Genomic DNA, 19,582 nt, shown 5'->3' on the forward strand with positions numbered 1-19,582 from the left:
ATTAGGACATGAACTAATGAGAAAATACGGGCATCACGAGATTTTCAACCCTGTTAAGCGTTAAGCGTTAAGCGTTATAAGTTTATGTTTGAAGAAGTCATGATCGTGATACCCTCTTGAGCAAGTCACTCAACAAACCACCTAACCCTTCTTTGTCATTTATTCTTGTTTTCTTTAATAATATGAAGAATTGATGGTATTAAAGAAACAACAACAATTAATCCAATAATTGGTAACAAATACTTATCTAGCTGTTCAGCTGGTAGAGAATTTCCTAATAAAAATCCTAACAGAGTTATACCGAATGTCCAAAGAAATCCACCAATCAAGTTATAGAACATAAAAGTGCGATAATCCATGCTACCAACGCCAGCAATAATCGGCGCAAAAGTCCGCACTATTGGAACAAATCGAGCTAATATAAGCGTTTTCTTACCATGTTTGTGATAAAATTCGGTCGTTGTGACCAAATGTTTTTTATGAAATAACCGTGAATCTTCTTTTTGAAAGAGCCTACGACCAAATCTGTATCCAGTTGCATAACCGACATTATCACCAAGCACTGCAGCAAGAAAAGCGCCAATGATCAGAACCCAGATGTTAAGTAGTCCCTGAGATGCTACAAATCCAGCAGTAAACAGCAAACTATCTCCTGGTAGAAAAAAGCCAATCAGTAAGCCAGACTCTGCAAATACAATTGCCCATACTCCAAAGTAGCCTAAAGACTTTATTGTTTCTGCTAAATCAAAATGCATAGAACATCCTCTAAATCAATAACTTATTTAACACAAAATTCAGAGGAATATCAGAATTTTTTTTGGCTGTCACGCATTTGCAGGTCAAGCATCTGGTAATTGCTCCTCTAGTAGCCGTAAAGGTAAATATAGATAGCCCCCAGCTGTTGCTAGCATAGTGAGCATTCCCATCACAACAAACAACAAACCAATGCCGTGTCCTCGCCCCACGCCGATAATCCGTCCTATGCTTCCAGCCAATGGTCCAGAGACAGCAAGCAACGGCTCGAAGACTTGATCGACTAATGGTCCTGCAATCAGATAGGCAAGCGGTAGGGATGCCAAAGCGAGCATACTTCGCACAGCAAACACTCGTCCCTGGACAGCAGGTGCAACTTTGCTCTGCCAGATGGCTTGATCGCAGCCATTGATCATCGACACCCCAAAATAGTATATAAAGGCAGCAGCAAAGAAGACCGGGACAGATGGCATAAGCCCCGCAAGTAGTATAGACAGCCCACCTGATAGTGTAAAGCCGAACACACTAAGGATGCGCTTCTTTGGTCCGCCCCAAGCACTCATCACCAGACCACCAACCAACATCCCGCTTCCACCAATTGACAGCACAGTGCCAAGTACAGTAGCCGAAGCAAAAGCTAGTACCAGTGGTGTAACTAGTACACTGACAACTCCTATGAAGAAATTAATGACAGCAAAGAAAATTAACAGTCCAAGTAGTCCGGGACGAGCAGTAATGTATGTCCATCCATAAGTAAACTCCCGCAGTCGCCAACTCTGCCTCACTTCATCCTCTGGGGTAGTTTTCGGCTTAGGAAATCGGACGAGCAGCAGCGTTACCAGAGAAAAAAGGAAACTAACGCAGTCAATCAGGATTACACCCTGAATCTGAATAGTGACAACCAGCGCACCTGCTAACATCGGTGAGAGCAGCCGTGAAGCTGCCTCTGCAAGTTGCACCATACCATTGGCACGACCAAGGTGTTGCTTTGGGACAAGCATCGTAGTTGCAGCAGCATAAGCTGGCCATTGGAAAGCGCTAAAGATTGAACTGACTGCTACAGCCACGTAGATGTGCCAGACTTCAAGCTTACCAGAAAAGAGCAACAGCGCAATAGCTAGGGTACTCAGCCCTGCTCCTGCATCGCTGAGTATCATGCAAGAGCGTCGGTTCCACCGATCTACAAGCACACCAACCACTGGTGAGATCAAGATGCTCGGGAGCATAGCAAACAGAGAAATGAGTGCAAATTGCGTGACTGAGCCAGTATTCTGGTATACCCAGACACCTAGAGCAAATCGAGTCAGCCCAGAGCCAATCAGTGAAATAAGCTGCCCAAACCAGATAAGGGTAAATACTCGCATTCTAGATATGTGGGTGATTCAGGAAACCACTACGAGTGAAGTAACAAAAGTAGCTAGATAAAAGCTTGTCATCTATCGCAGGACAGATAATAGAAGTATCTGCCAACTTATCAAGTGTGTTTTTGCAATCGAACTGTGTCATTCTTGATTGAGAAAGATTTTCTTCGATGGATATCTGATTTTTAGATCTATTTTCAGGAAATAAAGGCAAAAGGGAATACAACGTGGGATCTGGAGAATATTTTGCAGCAGTTATCAACTCCTGTCGCCATTCATCATACGCAACTAGTCGTAGTGGATAGCCATAAGAACATACCAACTTGATCAGTTCTTCCAGTTTAATTGGGTGAGGATTGAGCAAGTGAAAAACTTCCTCAATGGATTCTTTTTGCTGAGATAAATAAATGATGGCTTGACTTACGTAGTCTACAGGTGTCATGTCCACCAAACCATCCATTTTTGGCACACTACCAAGCTGAATACAGCACTTAATCATGCTGCACATAAAATCATTTGTGTTCCAGATCCCTGTTTTGCTGTTTCCTGTTATCCTTCCCAGTCGGTGGATAGTTACAGGAAGTCCTCTAGAACGTGCGATCGCTACTAATTTTTCCGCCACCCATTTACTTTGAGCATAGCCACTTTGGAGAATTCCATCATGTTCCAAACAGTCTTGTTCGCGAAATACTTGTACGTCAGAATCGCTCTGTGCGGGAAAAACAGAAAGGGTAGAAACGTAATGCACAGGTTTGACTTTGATTAAACTTGCCAATCTCAAAACTTCTTGCGTTCCGAGAACATTAGCCGCCTTCAGCTGCTCGTATGGATAAACAAAATTAACTAAAGCACCATTGTGATAAATAACATCTATCTTATTTGCTAGTAGTAGAAATTGTTCTTCAGAAAGTCCAAAAAATGCCTGAGATAAATCTCCCATCATCGGGATGATTCTGGAACTGAAATGTTCGTTCCCAAGTGAATACATTTCCAAGTTTTTGCAGAGCTTATTTTTGCCTTCTTCAGCATTAGCAGCACGTACCAAACAGTAGATATCTGCTTGAGTTTTTTGGAGAAGTTCATCAAGTAAAAAAGCTCCCAAAAAACCTGTAGCTCCGGTTAAGAAGATATTAGCAGGCTCAGTTGTATACTCCCTTTGAATAGCTTCAGGACGAATTGTGGGATCGAGAACAGCTTCGACTTTCAGCTGTGCAACAGTTTTCCCGCCACTAGTATCAGAACCTGTGTTTTGAACCCTCTCAATACTTTCGGCTAGGCTGGCTACGGTAGGCATTTCAAACAAACTACGCAAGGGTAGCTCTACTTGAAAAGTTTCTCGCACTCGAAAAATTAGCTGAGTTAGTAGTAAGGAATGACCACCTAAATCAAAAAAGTTATCATTAATACTAACTTGTTCCAGACCAAGTAACTCAGACCAAATTATCGCTAACTGTTCCTCAGTTGATGTACGTGGCGCTACGTAAATTGTGGTATGATCACAGCTGGTTTGCTCAGCTATTGGTAGCGCTGTGCGGTCTACTTTGCCGTTAGGAGTGAGTGGTAGTGCTTCTAGCATCATAAAGACTTTTGGCAGCATATATTCGGGCAACTTATCCCTGAGAAAGCGGCGTAGTTCACTGCTCTTCGGAAATGGCTTTTGCTTTGGAACCACATAAGCCACTAAGTATTGGTTGCCCGTAGCGTCTTGTTGAGCTATGACTACAGTTTCTTTAACCTCTGAGTGTTGCGTCAGTACCACTTCAATTTCTCCAAGTTCGATGCGGAAGCCGCGCACCTTCACCTGATTATCAATGCGATCGAGAAACTCAATGTTACCGTCTCTTAGATAACGCACTAAATCCCCAGTCTTGTAAAGGCGATTAAATTTTAGATTTTGTATCTCCTGCCCAGACGCTGAGTCCTTCGGGCATATTTTGAATTTTGAATTGTTAAAGGGGTTAGGAATAAATTTTTCTTCAGTTAAGTCTGGGCGATTCAAGTAACCTCGTGCTAAACCAACACCGCCAATGTAGAGTTCACCCTGGATGCCAATGGGGACTGGCTGTAGGTTTTTATCCAGCACGTACACTTGAACATTACGAATAGGCTTGCCAATGGGTACTCCTGACAATGTAATATCTGAAGAAAAGCTAGCTTTTGGTAACTTGTAAATTGTGGTTACTACAGTTGCCTCTGTAGGACCGTATCCGTTGAATAACTGCGGGTAGTCACTTACATACTTTTGCCACATTTTTACTCGTTCTGGAAGTACCCGTTCTCCCCCAATAATTACCAAACGTAATGATTCAGGTAGTTTTAGCTGTGTCGTTGTTAATTCAAAAGTCAGATGATGCCAGTATGCTGTGGGTAAATCTAATACCGTTATTTCCCATCCCCGACATTGTTTGAGGAAATTAGGTATATCAATTAACATCTGTTCGTTACGTAGTATTAGCGTACCACCAGAGAGCAGGCAAGGATAAATTTCTTCGACTGCCGTATCGAAACTGATAGAGGCAAACTGTAGTATGCGATCGCATTCGGTAAGCCCATATTCAACAATTGCCGCCTCAGTGAAATTCCTTAAAGACTGATGTTGAATCATCACTCCTTTTGGTTTGCCTGTAGAACCTGATGTGTAAATGACATATGCTAAATTTTCCGGTGTAGCATCACTGACGAGATTCTCTTCACTCTCGTGAGAAATGACTTCCCAGTCTGTATCCAAGCAAACTACATGCAGTCCATCAAACTTTTTTTCTACCAGCAAATGCTTCTGAGTCAAGAGGATTGGCACTTGTGAATCTGATAACATCCAACTCAAGCGCTCTTGGGGATAAGTGGGATCTAAGGGTACATAAGCCCCACCAGCTTTGAGGATGCCCAACAAAGCGATCACCATCTCTGGTGATCGCTCTACACAAATGCCCACCAGCACCTCTGGTCCCACACCAAGTGAATGCAAGTAACGCGCTAGCTGATTTGCCTTGGCGTTCAGTTCCCGGTATGTTAACTGTTGGTTTTCAAAAACGACTGCAACGGCATCCGGTGTCTGCTCTACTTGAGTTTCAAACAGTTCATGGATGCACAAGTCTTGCAAAATTTCTGTTTGTGTGCTATTCCACTTTACCAACAGAGTCTGCCGTTCTGCTTCTGTCAAAATTGACAAGTCACTGAGGCGCTGGTCGGGATTAACCACAATACTTTCGAGCAAAGTTTGGAAATGCCCCACCATTCTATTAATAGTGGCTGCTTCAAACAGGTCGGTGTTGTATTCTAGATTCCCGATCAGTCCCTGCTGTGTATCTGTCATAGATACAGACAAGTCAACCTTAGCTGTTTTGCTGTCAACCATCAGAGGACTCAGCGTAAGTTCTGGCAACCCCAAGGGTGGCATCGGTGCATTTTGCAGGACAAACATCACCTGAAACAGTGGTGTATGGCTGAGGCTGCGTTCAGGCTGTATTTCTTCTACCAGCTTCTCGAAGGGCAAGTCTTGATGGTCAAATGCCCCTGATGTTACTTCCTGTACTCGTAAAAGCAACTGCCGAAAACTGGGGTTATCTCCAAGGTCGGTACGCAGAACAAGGGTGTTAACGAAGAACCCAATCAATCCTTCGATTTCGGGGCGATTACGGTTAGCAGTAGGTGAACCGACTATGATGTCCCCTTCTCCTGTATAGCGGTAGAGTAATGTTTTGAATGCTGCCAGCAGAGTCATAAACAAGGTGATTCCTTCTTGCTGGCTAAGAAGCTTGAGCGCCTGCGATAAATCAGAGGACAATGAAAAAGACTGAGTTGCACCTTGAAAATTCTGGACTGCCAATCTCGGACGGTCTGTGGGCAATTCCAGAACAGGCAAAGAACCTGCTAGCTGTTGTTTCCAGTAGTCCAAATGAGTCTTCAGTACCCTTTGTTGCAACCACTGCCTCTGCCAGATAGCATAGTCAGCGTACTGTATGGGCAGTTCGGGAAGTTGCGAAGCAGTCCCGGTAGAAAAGGCTTTGTAGAGTGCTGTCAGTTCTCGGATGAAAACCCCAAGCGACCAACCAACAAAGATAATATGGTGTAGTGTCAGCAATAGGACATATTCTTGCTCGCCTAATTGTAGCAAGGTAACAAGCAGTAACGGATCGCGTGCCAGGTCAAAAGGATGTTCTGCTTTCTGGGTAATCAGTCGCTGGACTTCAGCAGCGCGGTCTACTTCTGACCATTTGCTCAGGTTGATCGCAGCTATGACTATTGATCGGCTTTTGGCAATGACTTGTACCGGACTCCCATCCACCGTGGTAAAGTTAGTACGCAGTATTTCATGGCGAGTGACGATAGTCTCAAAAGCCTGTTGCAGAGCTTTTACCCTCAAATTCCCACTTATCCGCAACCCATAGGTCATGTTATATACTGGGCTATTCGGCTCTAGCTGATGCAAAAACCACAGTCGCTGCTGGGCAAAAGATGTAGGAAAAACAAACAGTTCCTCTGTCATTGTGCTTTTACAAGTCCTTGTTGTGAATTTCAGACACCATCGGTAGTGCTGTCCATTGATGCCTGCATACGGTATTGCTCACGAGACACTGGTCGTATTGCGGGTATCCGCAGTTCTTCAGCCGTCTTAATAAGTTGGGAAAGTTCGTAAATTGTCGGATTTTGGGTAAACTCTTGCAAAGAGAAACTTAATCCTCGGTCATTGGCTCTGGATAATACTTGAATACTGCGCAGAGAATCTCCTCCCAGCTTTAAGAAGTTGTCGTGAATGCCCACTTGTTCTACACCAAGAACTTCTGACCAAATCTCTGCTAGTGCTACTTCGATTGGAGTGCTAGGTGGGACAAATGCTGCTTCCAGATTTGGTCTTTCTTGGTCGGGGATGGGAAGCGCTTGACGATCTACCTTACCATTGGGTGTCAGTGGTAGCGCCTTCAGCATCACGAACACTGAAGGCAGCATATACTCTGGCAAGCGATTTTTCAAGAAGCTACGTAAGTCATCAACTGTGGGTATTTGCTCCTTTTCTGGGACAATATAAGCTACTAAACGCCGATGAGTGTGGATATCTTCTTGGGCGACGACTATCGCTTCTTGCACAGCCGAGTGTTGATTTAGAACAGCTTCAATTTCAGTGATCTCAATGCGGTACCCTCGAATCTTGACCTGCTGATCGAGACGACCGAGAAACTTAATGTTTCCATCCGGGAGGTAACGCCCTAAATCCCCAGTTTTGTAGAGGCGTGCGTTTGGTTCATCGCTAAACGGATTGGGAATGAACTTTTGGGCAGTTAGTTCAGGACGGTTAAGATAGCCCTTAGCCAGACCGAAACCACCAATATGTACCTCACCCGATACACCAATGGGTACTGGTTGGAGATGAGAATCCAATAAATAAATCTGGGTGTTAGCAATTGGGCGACCAATTGGCACAGGATTTTTCAAATCATGATTTTGACAATTGTATACACTGCTCCAAACCGTTGCTTCTGTTGGACCATACTCATTAAATAAAGATGTCTGGGGTAGTAATTCACGGTGTTGCTTAACAAGCTCTTTTGGACAGGATTCTCCAGCGACAATTACGGTTTGCAGGCTAATTAGTTGCTGTGGTTGGGCTTGCTCTAAAATCAGCTTATAGAGAGATGGCAGACATAATAAATGAGAAATTTGTTGTTGAGCGATCGCCTCTATAATCTGTTTAATATCTAGTTGCCAATTTTCTGGTAAAACGGAAACAAAACCACCTTGACAAAGTGTCCAAAAAATGCAGGCAACAGAACTATCGAAAGCAAAAGGTGAAGTTAACAAAAAGCCTGTTACAGGTTGATCGTAGTAACAGATGCGAGCAGTTGTGGAGTGAACTAAGTTTTGATGCGTAACCTGCACTCCTTTGGGTTGTCCTGTAGATCCAGAAGTATAAATTAAGTAGACCAGGTTATCAGGAATGACTTCTGTTTTAGGATTCTCATCACTTTCTTGGGTAATTGCATCCCAAAGAGTATCTAAGCAAAGTACTTGCGCCCCAATATCCGGTAACTTTTTCACCAACTGTTCTTGAGTTAATACTACTGACACCTGAGAATCTTCCAGCATATAAGCCAGTCGCTGATTTGGATAAGTTGGATCAATTGGTACATACGCTCCTCCAGCTTTGAGAATAGCTAGTATACCTACCAGCATTTCCCAAGAACGTTCTACGCAAATCGCTACTAATACATCCGATCCAACTCCCAAAGCCTGAAGATGGTGTGCTAGTTGATTGGCTCTGGTGTTCAGTTCTTGGTAAGTGATTTGCTGCTTTTTAAACACCACAGCTACGTTTTCCGGGGTACGTTCTGCCTGTTCCTCAATTAATTGGTGGATACACTTGTCGTTAATATAATCTCTTCTTGTATTGTTAAATTCAACGAGCAGTTGTTGTCGCTCAACATCACTAATCAATTGTTCTGGATTGTTAACAATACTCTGTGTCAAAGCTGCCAGTGTAGTGTTGGGATCGGCAACTATATTATTCAGCAGTGCTGCGACATGACTCAGCATTCTAGTTACCGTTACGGTGCTGAAGTGGCGTAAGTCATAAAATATATTCAACGATAACTGCGACCAAGGTTTAACTAAGAAAACAAGAGGATAGTTAGAGTTAATAACAGAACGAACATTGTCAATCCTCAAGTTTCCTGTAGGTAAGCTAGAGATATTTACTGAGGAGTTTTCAAATACCAAAATACTCTCAAATAAAGGCATCCCTGGGGGTACTTCACTCCAATTCTGGATTTGGACTAGAGGAGTACACTCGTATTTACGTATATTCAGCTGCTGGAACTGAAGTTCTTTTAACCAAGACAGGAGCGAAGCTTCACCAGACACGAGTAAGCGCGTTGGTAGGGTGTTGATAAAGACTCCCACCATAGAGGAAACCCCTGGTAGGGTGGGCGGACGACCAGATACAACAGTTCCGTAAACGACATCTGCTTCACCACTGTAATAACTCAACAGTAAAGCCCAAACCCCTTGTACCAAGGTGTTGAGCGTCAAATGGTGTTGTTGCGCTAAAGACTTGAGTGCTTCTGTGGTTGCTTGCGACAGCTGGACTTGTTGTTGACTGAAACCTTGGTGCTGATCAAGGGAGTCATTGGCTATCCAGTCTCCTACTAAAGGAGTTGGTGTTGTGAAGCCCTGAAGAACTTTTCGCCAGAAGACCTCAGCCTCCGATAAATCCTGCTGCTTCAGCCAAGCAATGTAGTCCCGATAGAGACGGCTTGGTTGCAATTGGAGAATTTGATTTTGGCAAAGCGCCTCGTAGACGCAAAAAAATTCCTTGAGGATGGTGTTAACACACCACGCATCCAGTACCAAGTGACAAATACTCCAGATAAATTGGTAAGTGTCCACATTAGTCTGGATTAAAATGAGCCGCATTAAGGGTGGTTTAGCAAGCTCAAAGCTATGTTTGCGGTCTGCTTCCAGGTAAATTTGTAGTTGCGCTTCCTGCTCAGCAGTTGAGAGCTTAAGCCAATCATACTGCTGTATCGATAGTTTAGCTTGTCGGTGTACTATTTGAACTGGTTGATTCAGACCTTGCCATACAAAAGCAGTTCTCAAACTCGGATGTCGGTCTACTATTTGCTGCCAAGCCTGCTCAAAAGCTGCGATATTGAGAGTGCCATGCAAGGTACATAGCGTCTGCTCAAAATACATCCTGGAATCTGGAGCAGAGAGGATGTGAAACAGCATACCCTGTTGGGTAGGTGAGAGTGTGTAGATGTCCTCTATATTTTTAGCTTCCATATCTAGGGATTTCTGTGTTGTTCATAAAAAGCTTATTTAGTTCTTCTTGAGTTAACTCAGCTTCTGGAAAATCTGAGGGTGTGAAGCTTGGCGTATCAGTGGACGAAAAATGAGTGATTGGCGATGCGGGCGTTAAGCTTCGCTTATCGCCAAAGGCGTATCGCTCTTGTTCCTGTGAAACCGAAATTGTCTCCACCACCATTGCTAATTCTGCAATTGTCAGATGTTCAAATAGCTGATTGATACTGAATTTCAACCCCGCTTCATAAGCTTTAGCCACAACTTGAATGCTCTGAATCGAATCACCTCCCAACTCTAAAAAGTTGTCGTGGATACCCAAGGGCTTAATTCCCAAAACCTGACTCCAGATTGTGGCTAGCGCTTCTTCCACTGGCGTGCGGGCTGCTACGTAAGTTTGCTCTGCTGTGCTTTTTTCCTCCATCGACATTTCTTGGGATTGTACTTGCTCAGGTGCAGGCAAATGCCGACGATCAACCTTCCCACTGGGAGTTAATGGCAATTGTTCTAAGACAACAAAGGCACTAGGAATCATATATTCTGGTAACTTCTGCCGCAAGAAACCCCGCAGCTCATTGGTTGCAGGTGCAGTTTTTTGCTTTGGCACTACGTAGGCAACTAAGCGTTTGCTACCTGATTCTTCTTCTCGAAGTATGACCACCGCTTCCACAACAACAGGATGTTGGAGTAACAGTGCTTCTATCGCCGTTAGTTCGATACGATACCCCCTGAGCTTAACCTGATTATCGATTCGCCCCAAGAACTCTATGTTTCCATCTAGTAGGTAACGCGCTAAATCTCCAGTTTTGTATAGGCGTGCATTCGGTTCCTCACTAAACGGATCAGCTATGAACTTTTGGGCAGTTAGCTCAGGTTGGTTAAGATAGCCCCTAGCCAGACCGAAACCACCAATATGCAGTTCACCAGGCACTCCAATTGGTACTGGTTGGAGGTGAGAATCCAGTAAATATATCTGAGTGTTAGCAATTGGGCGACCAATTGGCACAGGATTGTTCAAATCATGATTTTGACAATTGTAGACACTGCTCCAAACTGTTGCTTCTGTTGGACCATACTCATTAAATAAGGATGTATGGGGCAAGCTTAGGCGATGACGTTCCACTAACTCTGTGGAACAAGATTCCCCGGCAACAATGACACTGTGCAACCAGACAAGTAGATCCGGGTCTATAGTAACAAGTAGAGTACTGTAAAGTGAGGGAACACTCAACCAGTGTGAAACCTGATGTTGGGCAATCAGCTTGGTTAATTGCCAAATATCTCTCTGGGAACCCTCTCTTAACAGCACAAGTTTACCTCCTTGACATAAAGTCCAAAATATGCAACCAACTGAGCTATCAAAAGCGAAGGAGGGAATTAATAAGAAACTGGTAACGGGTTCTGGGTAATAAGCAATCCGCGCTCTTGTGGAGTGGACTAAGTTTTGCTGGGTAACGAGTACTCCCTTCGGTTGACCAGTGGAACCTGAGGTGTAGATGATGTAAGCTAGGTTTTCTAATGTGCTTGTAATGCTGGGGTTTTCTGGACTTTCCGGCGCTATGATGTGCCAATCTGAGTCTAGACAGACAGTCTGGGCGGTGTGTGCAGGTAAGTCTGCTACTAGCCGTGCCTGAGTCAGCAGGACTGGCACCTGAGCATCTTGCAGCATAAAAGCCAGGTTTTCTCGGGGATATGTTGGATCTATGGGTACGTAAGCTCCTCCTGCTTTGAGAATTCTTAAAATTCCCACAATCATGTCCAAGGAACGCTCGACACAGAGAGCCACCGGCACATCGGGGACTACTCCTAGACGCTGCAAATAATGGGCAAGGGCATTCGCTCGATGATTTAGCTGTTGGTAACTGAGTTGCTCACCTTCAAAGACGATGGCGATCGCATTAGGATTTTGTGCTGCCATAGCCTCAAAGTGTTGATGGATACAGCAATCTTGGGGATATTGGGTGGCGGTGTGATTCCACTCCACGAGCAACATCTGCCGTTGGCGATCGCCCAAAAGACATTGAGACTCATAACGTGCAAACGGCTGTACAGACATTGCTGTTAGCGTTTCAATAAAATAACTGCCAATAGTCTCTAACTGGGCATGGCTGATCTGTGTCAAGTCACACTCTAAATCGAGTTGTATGCAGTCTGAGGCATGATTGAGATTAAACTCAGACCGTAATGTAAAATGAGTTTCACCAAAACCCCTCGCCCCTAAAATTTCCAAATCTTGGAAAGTTTGCAAACTCTCATAAACATGAAAGTGAGTGTAGTTAAAGACAGTTTCCACCAAGGGCTGTAGAGCCTGACGCCCGACAAGTTGGTGTAAATCTGCGTAGGGATAACGCCTGAAGGGTAACAACTCTCGTTCAGCTACAAAGACCTGCTGCACCAACTCTAGCCAAGTTCCCCCCGTCAGTTGCAAACGGAAAGGAACTGTGTTCAAATGGATACCAAGGGTCTTTTCTCCGTCAGTTTCTTCCAAGCGTCCATTAGACTCCAGTCCTGTGAGGACATCACTCTCGCCACTTAACAAACTCATCACTCTGAGGTGTGCAGCAAGCAAGACGTTTTTGAGGGGAACTTCTGCTAACCGAGCCAGTTTTTGCAATTTCTCGGAAAGCTCAGGAGAAATCGGGACATCCAAAAACCCAATTTTCGGTTTATCTGTGGTGCGGTGAGTCACTACCCAACGGGCTAGTTTTGTGGTGACGCAATCTGCTAATTTTTGCATCCAAAAGTTTTGAGAGTCAGGCGATCGCAATGTTGAACGCTCTTTGGCAACAAAATCTCGATAAGCAATAGTTGGGGGTGGTTCAATGACTTCACCTTTACCATTCAGCAGGGCATGATAATGGTGTAGCAATTCTGTCAGCAAACAAGCTTTGCTCCAGCCGTCAAGAATAGAAGTGTGACAACTAAAGGTGAGATAAAATGACTGATTCGTGAGGCGATGAATAAAAAAGCGAATAAATGGCGGACAAGACCAGTCAAAATTTCGTCTTTTTTCAGCTTTTATCCAGATGGAAAGTGCTTGTTGTTGTTGCTCTGGTGATAAATCGCGCAAGTCCTCGACTTGAAAGGGAGCAGTGACTTGTTGATGAACTAACTGTAGGGGTTCGCTAAAGTTGGTCAGATCAAATGATGTTCGCAGGATGGGATGACGCTCCACAACCTGCTGTACAGCTTTTTGAAACAGTTGAATGTCTAGACGAACTTGCAAATTGTACAGGAAAATGTCATGGTACATTGGCTCCTCAGGCATAGACTGAGTGTGAAAAATTACCCCAGCCTGAACCCTAGCCAAAGGATAAGCATCTTCTACGCCTTGGGGTAGAAGATGCCGTTCTGCGTGAGAAATCAGGCTAAATGGCTCTGTTTTCTGAGTAACTAAACCACTGGGTTCGACAAAGGTAATTTCTTGTGCCAGAGATTCGATGGTTTGATGCTGGAAAATTTGTGCCAAGGAGAAGCTTAAACCTTTTGCAGTGGCTTTAGCTAACACTTGAATGCTACGAATCGAATCCCCTCCCAACTCAAAAAAGTTGTCGTGAATGCCCACCTGTTCAATGTCCAACACCTCTGCCCAAACCTCTGCCAATGTCTGCTCTTGTGGAGTGCGAGGTGCGACAAAAGCTTTTTCTAACTCCGGTCTAGCTTTTCCAGGAGCTGGTAGCATTCGCCTGTCTACCTTACCATTGGGAGCCAAAGGAAGTGCATCCAGCATGACGAAAGCCGCAGGAACCATGTAATCGGGGAGCTGCTCTAAGAGAAAACGACGCAGTTCGGTAGTTGTGGGTGCTGGCTGATGACGGGTGACGCAATAAGCAACTAATTGCTGGTTCCTAGAGTCTGCCCGAGATGCAGCTAATTCTCCCTTGAGTAAGCGACGCAAACCAGTAATTGTTGATGAATTTTCTACGTCAACCAGTGGTGTGAAATCTCGGTGTTGTTCCCTCCTCTCAATTTCTCTCATCAAGACAACAACCTCGCGCAATGCTGGGTGTTGACTCAATACCGCTTCAATCTCTCCTAACTCAATGCGGAACCCTCGCAACTTAACTTGATCGTCGAGTCGTCCCAGATACTCAATGTTGCCATCAGGAAGGTAACGCGCCAAATCCCCAGTTTTATAAAGGCGTGTCCCAAGCTTATCACTAAAGGGATTGGGAATAAATTTCAGAGCTGTTAGTTCTGGCTGGTGAAGATAACCCCTAGCTAAACCCACACCGCCAATGTGTAGTTCCCCCGGTACGCCAACAGGCACTGGTTGCAAGTGATTATCTAGCAGATAAATTTGCGTATTGGCAATGGGGCGACCAATGGGGACAGTGTATTTAGGATTCTCACGCTCACAAGCCCAAAATGTGACATCAATAGCTGCTTCCGTTGGTCCGTATAAATTGTGGAGGTCTGCATCCAAACGCGCAAAAAATTGTTCTTGTAGTTTGAAAGGTAGTGCTTCCCCACTGCACATTACCTGCCTCAAGCAGTAACAAGTTTCCACACCAGGTTCCTCAAGAAACACTTGCAACATTGAAGGAACAAAATGTAGCGTGGTGATTTGCTGCTCTTTTATGATCTCAACGAGGTAAGCGCTATCTTGATGACCTCCTGGTCGAGCTACCACGCTTACTGCTCCGGTAGTCAAAGGCCAGAAGAATTCCCAAATCGAGACATCAAAGCTAAATGGTGTTTTTTGCAACACTCTATCTACTGTTGTCAGTTGATAGGTTTCCTGCATCCAGGAGAGACGATTGCAAATTCCTCCATGAGTGTTCATTACCCCCTTTGGTTTGCCAGTCGAGCCAGAGGTGTAAATGACATAAGCTAAATTATCAGTTGTCACCTGGCTAACTGGGTTGTCCACACTATCACTAGCCCGGGCCTCATTGTTTTTGTCCACCAAGACCACTTTTGCCCGATGCTCAGGCAAAGCTGTGAAAAATTTCTCTTGAGTCAACAACACTGAAACTTGGGCATCTTTCAGCATGAAAGCTAGACGTTCTTGAGGATAGCTGGGATCTAGAGGAACGTAAGCTCCTCCAGCCTTGAGAGTCGCTAAGATACTCACCACCATCTCTGGTGAACGCTCTAGGTAGATGCCAACCAACACCTCTGGCTCTACTCCCAAAGTTTGCAGATGGTGTGCTAACTGGTTTGCCCGTTGATTTAACTCAGTGTAGGTGAGTTGTTCTTGTTCAAATACCACCGCCACTGCATCTGGTGTCTGCTGTACCTGAGCCTCAAATTGTTGATGGAGACAGGTAGCATGAGCATAATTTACTTGAGTAGCATTCCACTCTACTAATAATTGTTGTTGTTCTAATTCGGTGAGGAGTGGTAGAAAACAGATGTGCTGCTGTGAGTCAGCGACGATACCTTCTAGTAAGGTCTGAAAATGACCAGCTATTCGCGCAATAGTGGCAGCATCAAATAAGTCTGTGTTGTATTGCCAAGAAGCAGATAGTGTTTCATCCACAAGAGCCATCATTAGAGTGAGGTCGAACTGAGCAATTCGCTGTTCGAGGGCTAGGGACTCTAACTCTAGTTCCCCTAGTTTTATCCTTGCTCCTGTTTCCCCTAAAGCAAAAGCTGTCAAACCTGACTCGTTGAGGAGGTGCGCTTTCTGCAAAACAAACATCACTTGAAATAGTGGCGAACGACTGGGGTCTCGCACTGGTTGTAGTTGCTCAATCAGTCGTGCGAAGGGGTAGTCCTGGTGATCAAAAGCATCCAGTACACAGGAACGTACTTGAGCGAGAAACTCATCAAAGGTGGGATTTCCTGATAGATTGGCTCGCAAAACTACCGGATTCACGAAGTAACCCACCAGTCCTGCCACATCAGTTCGACTTCTGCCTGTTGTCGGGGAACCCACTAGTAGGTCTTCTTGACCTGTTTCGCGGTAAAGTAGCACTTGAAAGGCTGCTAGCATTGTCATGTAGAGAGTAACTCCACGTTTGCGGCTAAAATCTTGTAGCTTTTGAGTTAGTTCTGCACTCAGCTTGCAACCTAGAGAAGCCCCTCGATAGGTTTGAATGGCGGGACGTGGACGGTCAGTTGGCAAATTTAATACAGGTAACTCTCCTGCCAACTGCTTTTGCCAGTAGCGCCACAGCCGCTCACCTTCTGGACTTGCTAGCATTTTCGCCTGTTCCCGCACATAGTCGGTGTACTGCCAGAGCAAAGGAGGCAGGGTGACAGGTGTATTATTCTTTTGGGCTTGGTACAGTGTTCCCAACTCATCCACCAGCACGGTGAGGCTCCAGAAGTCTGCTACGATGTGGTGGACAACCAGCAGAAGAATGTGTTCTTGGGGTGAGCGAGTGAACAGACTCACTCGCATTAGGGGACTCTGCTCAAGATTGAAGGGACGGTACGCTTCTTTTAGCAGGCGATAGCTCAGAAATTCCTCATCCCATGTTGCTGCATCTTCCTGTTGAAACCACACCTCTACATGCTTGTGGACTTGCTGCATAGGTTGTCCGTCGGCATTTCTGAAAGTTGTACACAGCGAAGAATGGCGTTCTACTAAAGTCTGAAATGCTCGGTGCAAGGCGGCAATATCAAGTTCACCACAAATACGCACAGCATTGGCAATATTGTAAGCAGGACTCTCTGGTGCTAGTTGGTGTAAAAAGTACAGAGCTTGTTGACCGTAGGAAAGGGGATACTCAGTGATAGTTTCTTTAGCCGAGGCTGGATCACTTTTTGGTGCAGAAGCAACATTAGTTAATTGGGCAAGTACTGCGGTTGCTAATTGGTTGATACTGGAACTCCCCAGAAAGCTAGTCATCGGTAAGACTACACCCAAGTTAGTTTCAATGGTGTGCTGGAGTTCTATCGCCATTAAGGAATCGAGTCCCAGAGTGTTTAAGGGTTGCTGTGGGTTGACGAGTGAGGGGATTATTTTGAGAACCTGAGCGACTTGCTGCTGAAGATAACACGTTAACTGTAACTGACGCTCTTGTGGCTCTAATGCCAGGACTGCTGAATAAGTGAGGCTGGCTGTACTGACTGTAGTATGAGATTCTTCTAAAATGCTGCTGGCGACACTCTCCAAACTTCCCGCCAAAAAACTAGTTCGACAAGCATGGCGCTGAACCTTGCCACTAGAAGTTTTGGGGATACTCCCTGGTTTGAGCAGCAACAGTGCATAAACTTGCAGTTCATGTTCTTCTGTTACTGCTTGACGGATAGTTGCAATGACTTCCTCAGTCGCCAAATTCCGCAGGAAACTACGCTTAACTTCTTGGGCAATAACTAATCTCTCTTCGCCGCCAACATCAATTGCAAACGCTGCACTACCGCCTTGTTGCAGTGCTGGGTGGCTCTGCGCTACTGTCAGTTCAATGTCTTGAGGATAGTAGTTGCGTCCTCGGATAATAATTAGGTCTTTGAGTCGGCCAGTGACGAACAACTCACCATCTTTTAAAAATCCTAGATCCCCAGTACGTAAAAATGGGCCTTCACCTGTGTTTGCAAAATATGCTTGAAAGGTTTGCTCAGTCTGCTCTTGTCGATTCCAATAACCCTGAGCTACGCTGGCTCCAGATACCCAAATTTCTCCAATCTGTTCCGAAGTACATTGCTTGAGTGATTGTGGGTCAACAATTGCAATTTTCGTATCGAGCCATGAACGCCCACACCCTACTATGTGTCTAACTCTTTGATTATCGACTTGACTGCTGACGACTCGATTTTGTTTGAGTGCCTCTGCATCGATCGCACAATAAATTGGCTCATCTTTCACTAATCCTCCTGAAACCATCAGAGTAGTTTCAGCCATACCGTAACAGGGATAGAAGAAATTGCTACGGAAGCCATAGGGTTTGAAGGTAGATGCAAATTGCTCTAGAGTTTCTTTGCGAACTGGCTCAGCACCGTTGTAAGCACTAGACCAACTACTCAAATCAAGAGTTTCTCGTTGTTGGGGAGTCGTCTTGCTTACACAAAGGTCATAACCGAAGTTAGGACCGCCGCAATGAGTTGCCTGATAGTGGGAAATTGCCTTGAGCCATCGAATTGGTTGCTGAACAAAGGATGCTGGCGGCATTAAGACCCCTAGAAAACCTGTATACAAGGGTTGAATAACGCCGTCGAGCAATCCCATGTCATGAAAACTAGGTAACCAACTGACAGATACACTCTCAGATGTGAGTTCAAAAGCTGTCTTGATATACTCCGAGTTATGCAACAAATTCCCATGACTCACCATCACCCCTTTTGGTGTACCTGTAGAGCCTGAGGTGTATTGGAGAAACGCTAGTGTGTTGCTGTTGACAGATGGCTCCTGCCATGCATGTACTAAGTCGCTAGCAATCATATTGTCGGTAGCCAGCAACCGCAAAGTTTGTAAATTTGGATATTGGGCAAATTGTTGCTCAATGTTGGACAAGACAGTTGTGGTGGTTAGTGCGATTGCTGAGCGTGCATCCGCCACAACAGCTTGGAGTCGGGACAATGATTGGTTAGCCCGGGGTGGATAAGCGGGGACTGCAACAACCCCAGCATACAAACACCCGAAGAACGCCGCGATGAATTCCAAACCAGGCGGGTATAGCAGCAAAGCACGCTCTCCACCAACGACTCCATAACTTTGAAGCAAGGCAGCAATGATCCTCGCTTGATAATCGAGTTCACCGTAGGTAAGACAAGGTCCTTCTACCTCAGAATCAATCACAAAAGAATATGCTTTCTGCTCGGGTTGCTGGAGTGCTCGACTTTGGAGAAGTTCAACCAATGTAGAAAACTTAGCTGGTAGCTCGAAAAGGTTTTTGCCCATTTGCACACCTGCTTACATCTTATATTTTATAAATTTTTGCATTAACAATTTTCAACTCAAGTCTGCTGTATGCAACTGAATTAATGGTTGAATACAGTTTAGAGAATCTCAGTGATTGCTTGATTTCTACAACAGTGGCTTTTCTTAGAAAAACTTTTCTTCAGATGTAAAAAATATACACCTAAAATTTCATTTGATGAGACAACAAAACTAGATTTTCTTGAGCCTAAAAACAAACCTACCTTATCAACTTAGTTCCAAAAAAATATGTGCAGAAATTCAACATTTCAGAAAAGGGATGAGTTACCCATCTTAAAAGCTATTTCCTTGACTAGTTATACGTCATAGAAGCAAACGCATAACAGGTATAACCAAAAGTTATTCTAAGATCAGGAGCTGATCATCATTTGGATAATTAGAGGGAGCCAAAAGCCTCGTAAGCTTTTACATTGCCATAATTATCTATGCTCACTGCTAAGTTTTCTGGGAGACAAACCCTCCAAAATTGTTTTGAAAAACTTTTCTGCAACTCTATCAACATATAAACATATAATAAACTTTTCATTCTTAGCAAGAATAATCTTATCAAAAAATATTATCAATAAGTATTGATTCATAAAAATTCTTTATTTACAAGTGTGTAACTCGACTGATGAAAAAAATTTCTTCAATCCCCCCGATTTTGGGAAATGAATCATTATGTCGCTTGCACCGTTCGGCGAAGCTACAACGACCGGCTCAGCACAAGTCAGTCGAGCCGCTGATCTCACCGTCGAAGCCATAGCCTCTTTTAATTTGAAGTAGAGGAAAGTTTGACCAAGTTTGACAACCTGTCGTTTGACTTATATGGCTAGCTCGTTGATGATAAGAATTGCTTTTGTGC

Annotated in this window: 5 protein-coding genes; all 5 read right to left on the reverse strand. The window is 44.5% G+C overall.

Annotation, left to right across the window (positions count from 1 at the left end):
- Positions 1 to 155: 155 nt before the first annotated feature.
- A complete protein-coding gene (locus tag AC5590_RS27335; protein ID WP_169266474.1) occupies positions 156 to 755 on the reverse strand; it encodes a DedA family protein in 600 nt (199 codons plus the stop codon).
- Positions 756 to 839: 84 nt separating this feature from the next.
- Entirely contained in the window at positions 840 to 2,117 is a 1,278-nt protein-coding gene (locus AC5590_RS27340) for an MFS transporter (protein WP_169266475.1), read from the reverse strand.
- 1 nt (position 2,118) lies between these two features.
- Positions 2,119 to 6,600 carry a non-ribosomal peptide synthetase family protein gene (locus AC5590_RS27345; protein ID WP_169266476.1) on the reverse strand — a complete coding sequence of 1,494 codons (4,482 nt, stop codon included), beginning with the start codon at positions 6,598 to 6,600 and terminating at the stop codon, positions 2,119 to 2,121.
- A gap of 29 nt (positions 6,601 to 6,629) precedes the next feature.
- A complete protein-coding gene (locus AC5590_RS27350; RefSeq protein ID WP_169266477.1) occupies positions 6,630 to 9,890 on the reverse strand; it encodes a non-ribosomal peptide synthetase in 3,261 nt (1,086 codons plus the stop codon).
- Positions 9,880 to 18,699, reverse strand: coding sequence for a non-ribosomal peptide synthetase (locus AC5590_RS27355; RefSeq protein ID WP_169266478.1), 8,820 nt, complete (start codon positions 18,697 to 18,699; stop codon positions 9,880 to 9,882). The genes AC5590_RS27350 and AC5590_RS27355 overlap by 11 nt, the downstream gene beginning before the upstream one ends.
- Positions 18,700 to 19,582 lie beyond the last annotated feature (883 nt).

This window comes from Brasilonema octagenarum UFV-OR1, from assembly GCF_963888615.1.
In the GTDB taxonomy this organism is placed as follows: domain Bacteria; phylum Cyanobacteriota; class Cyanobacteriia; order Cyanobacteriales; family Nostocaceae; genus Brasilonema; species Brasilonema sennae.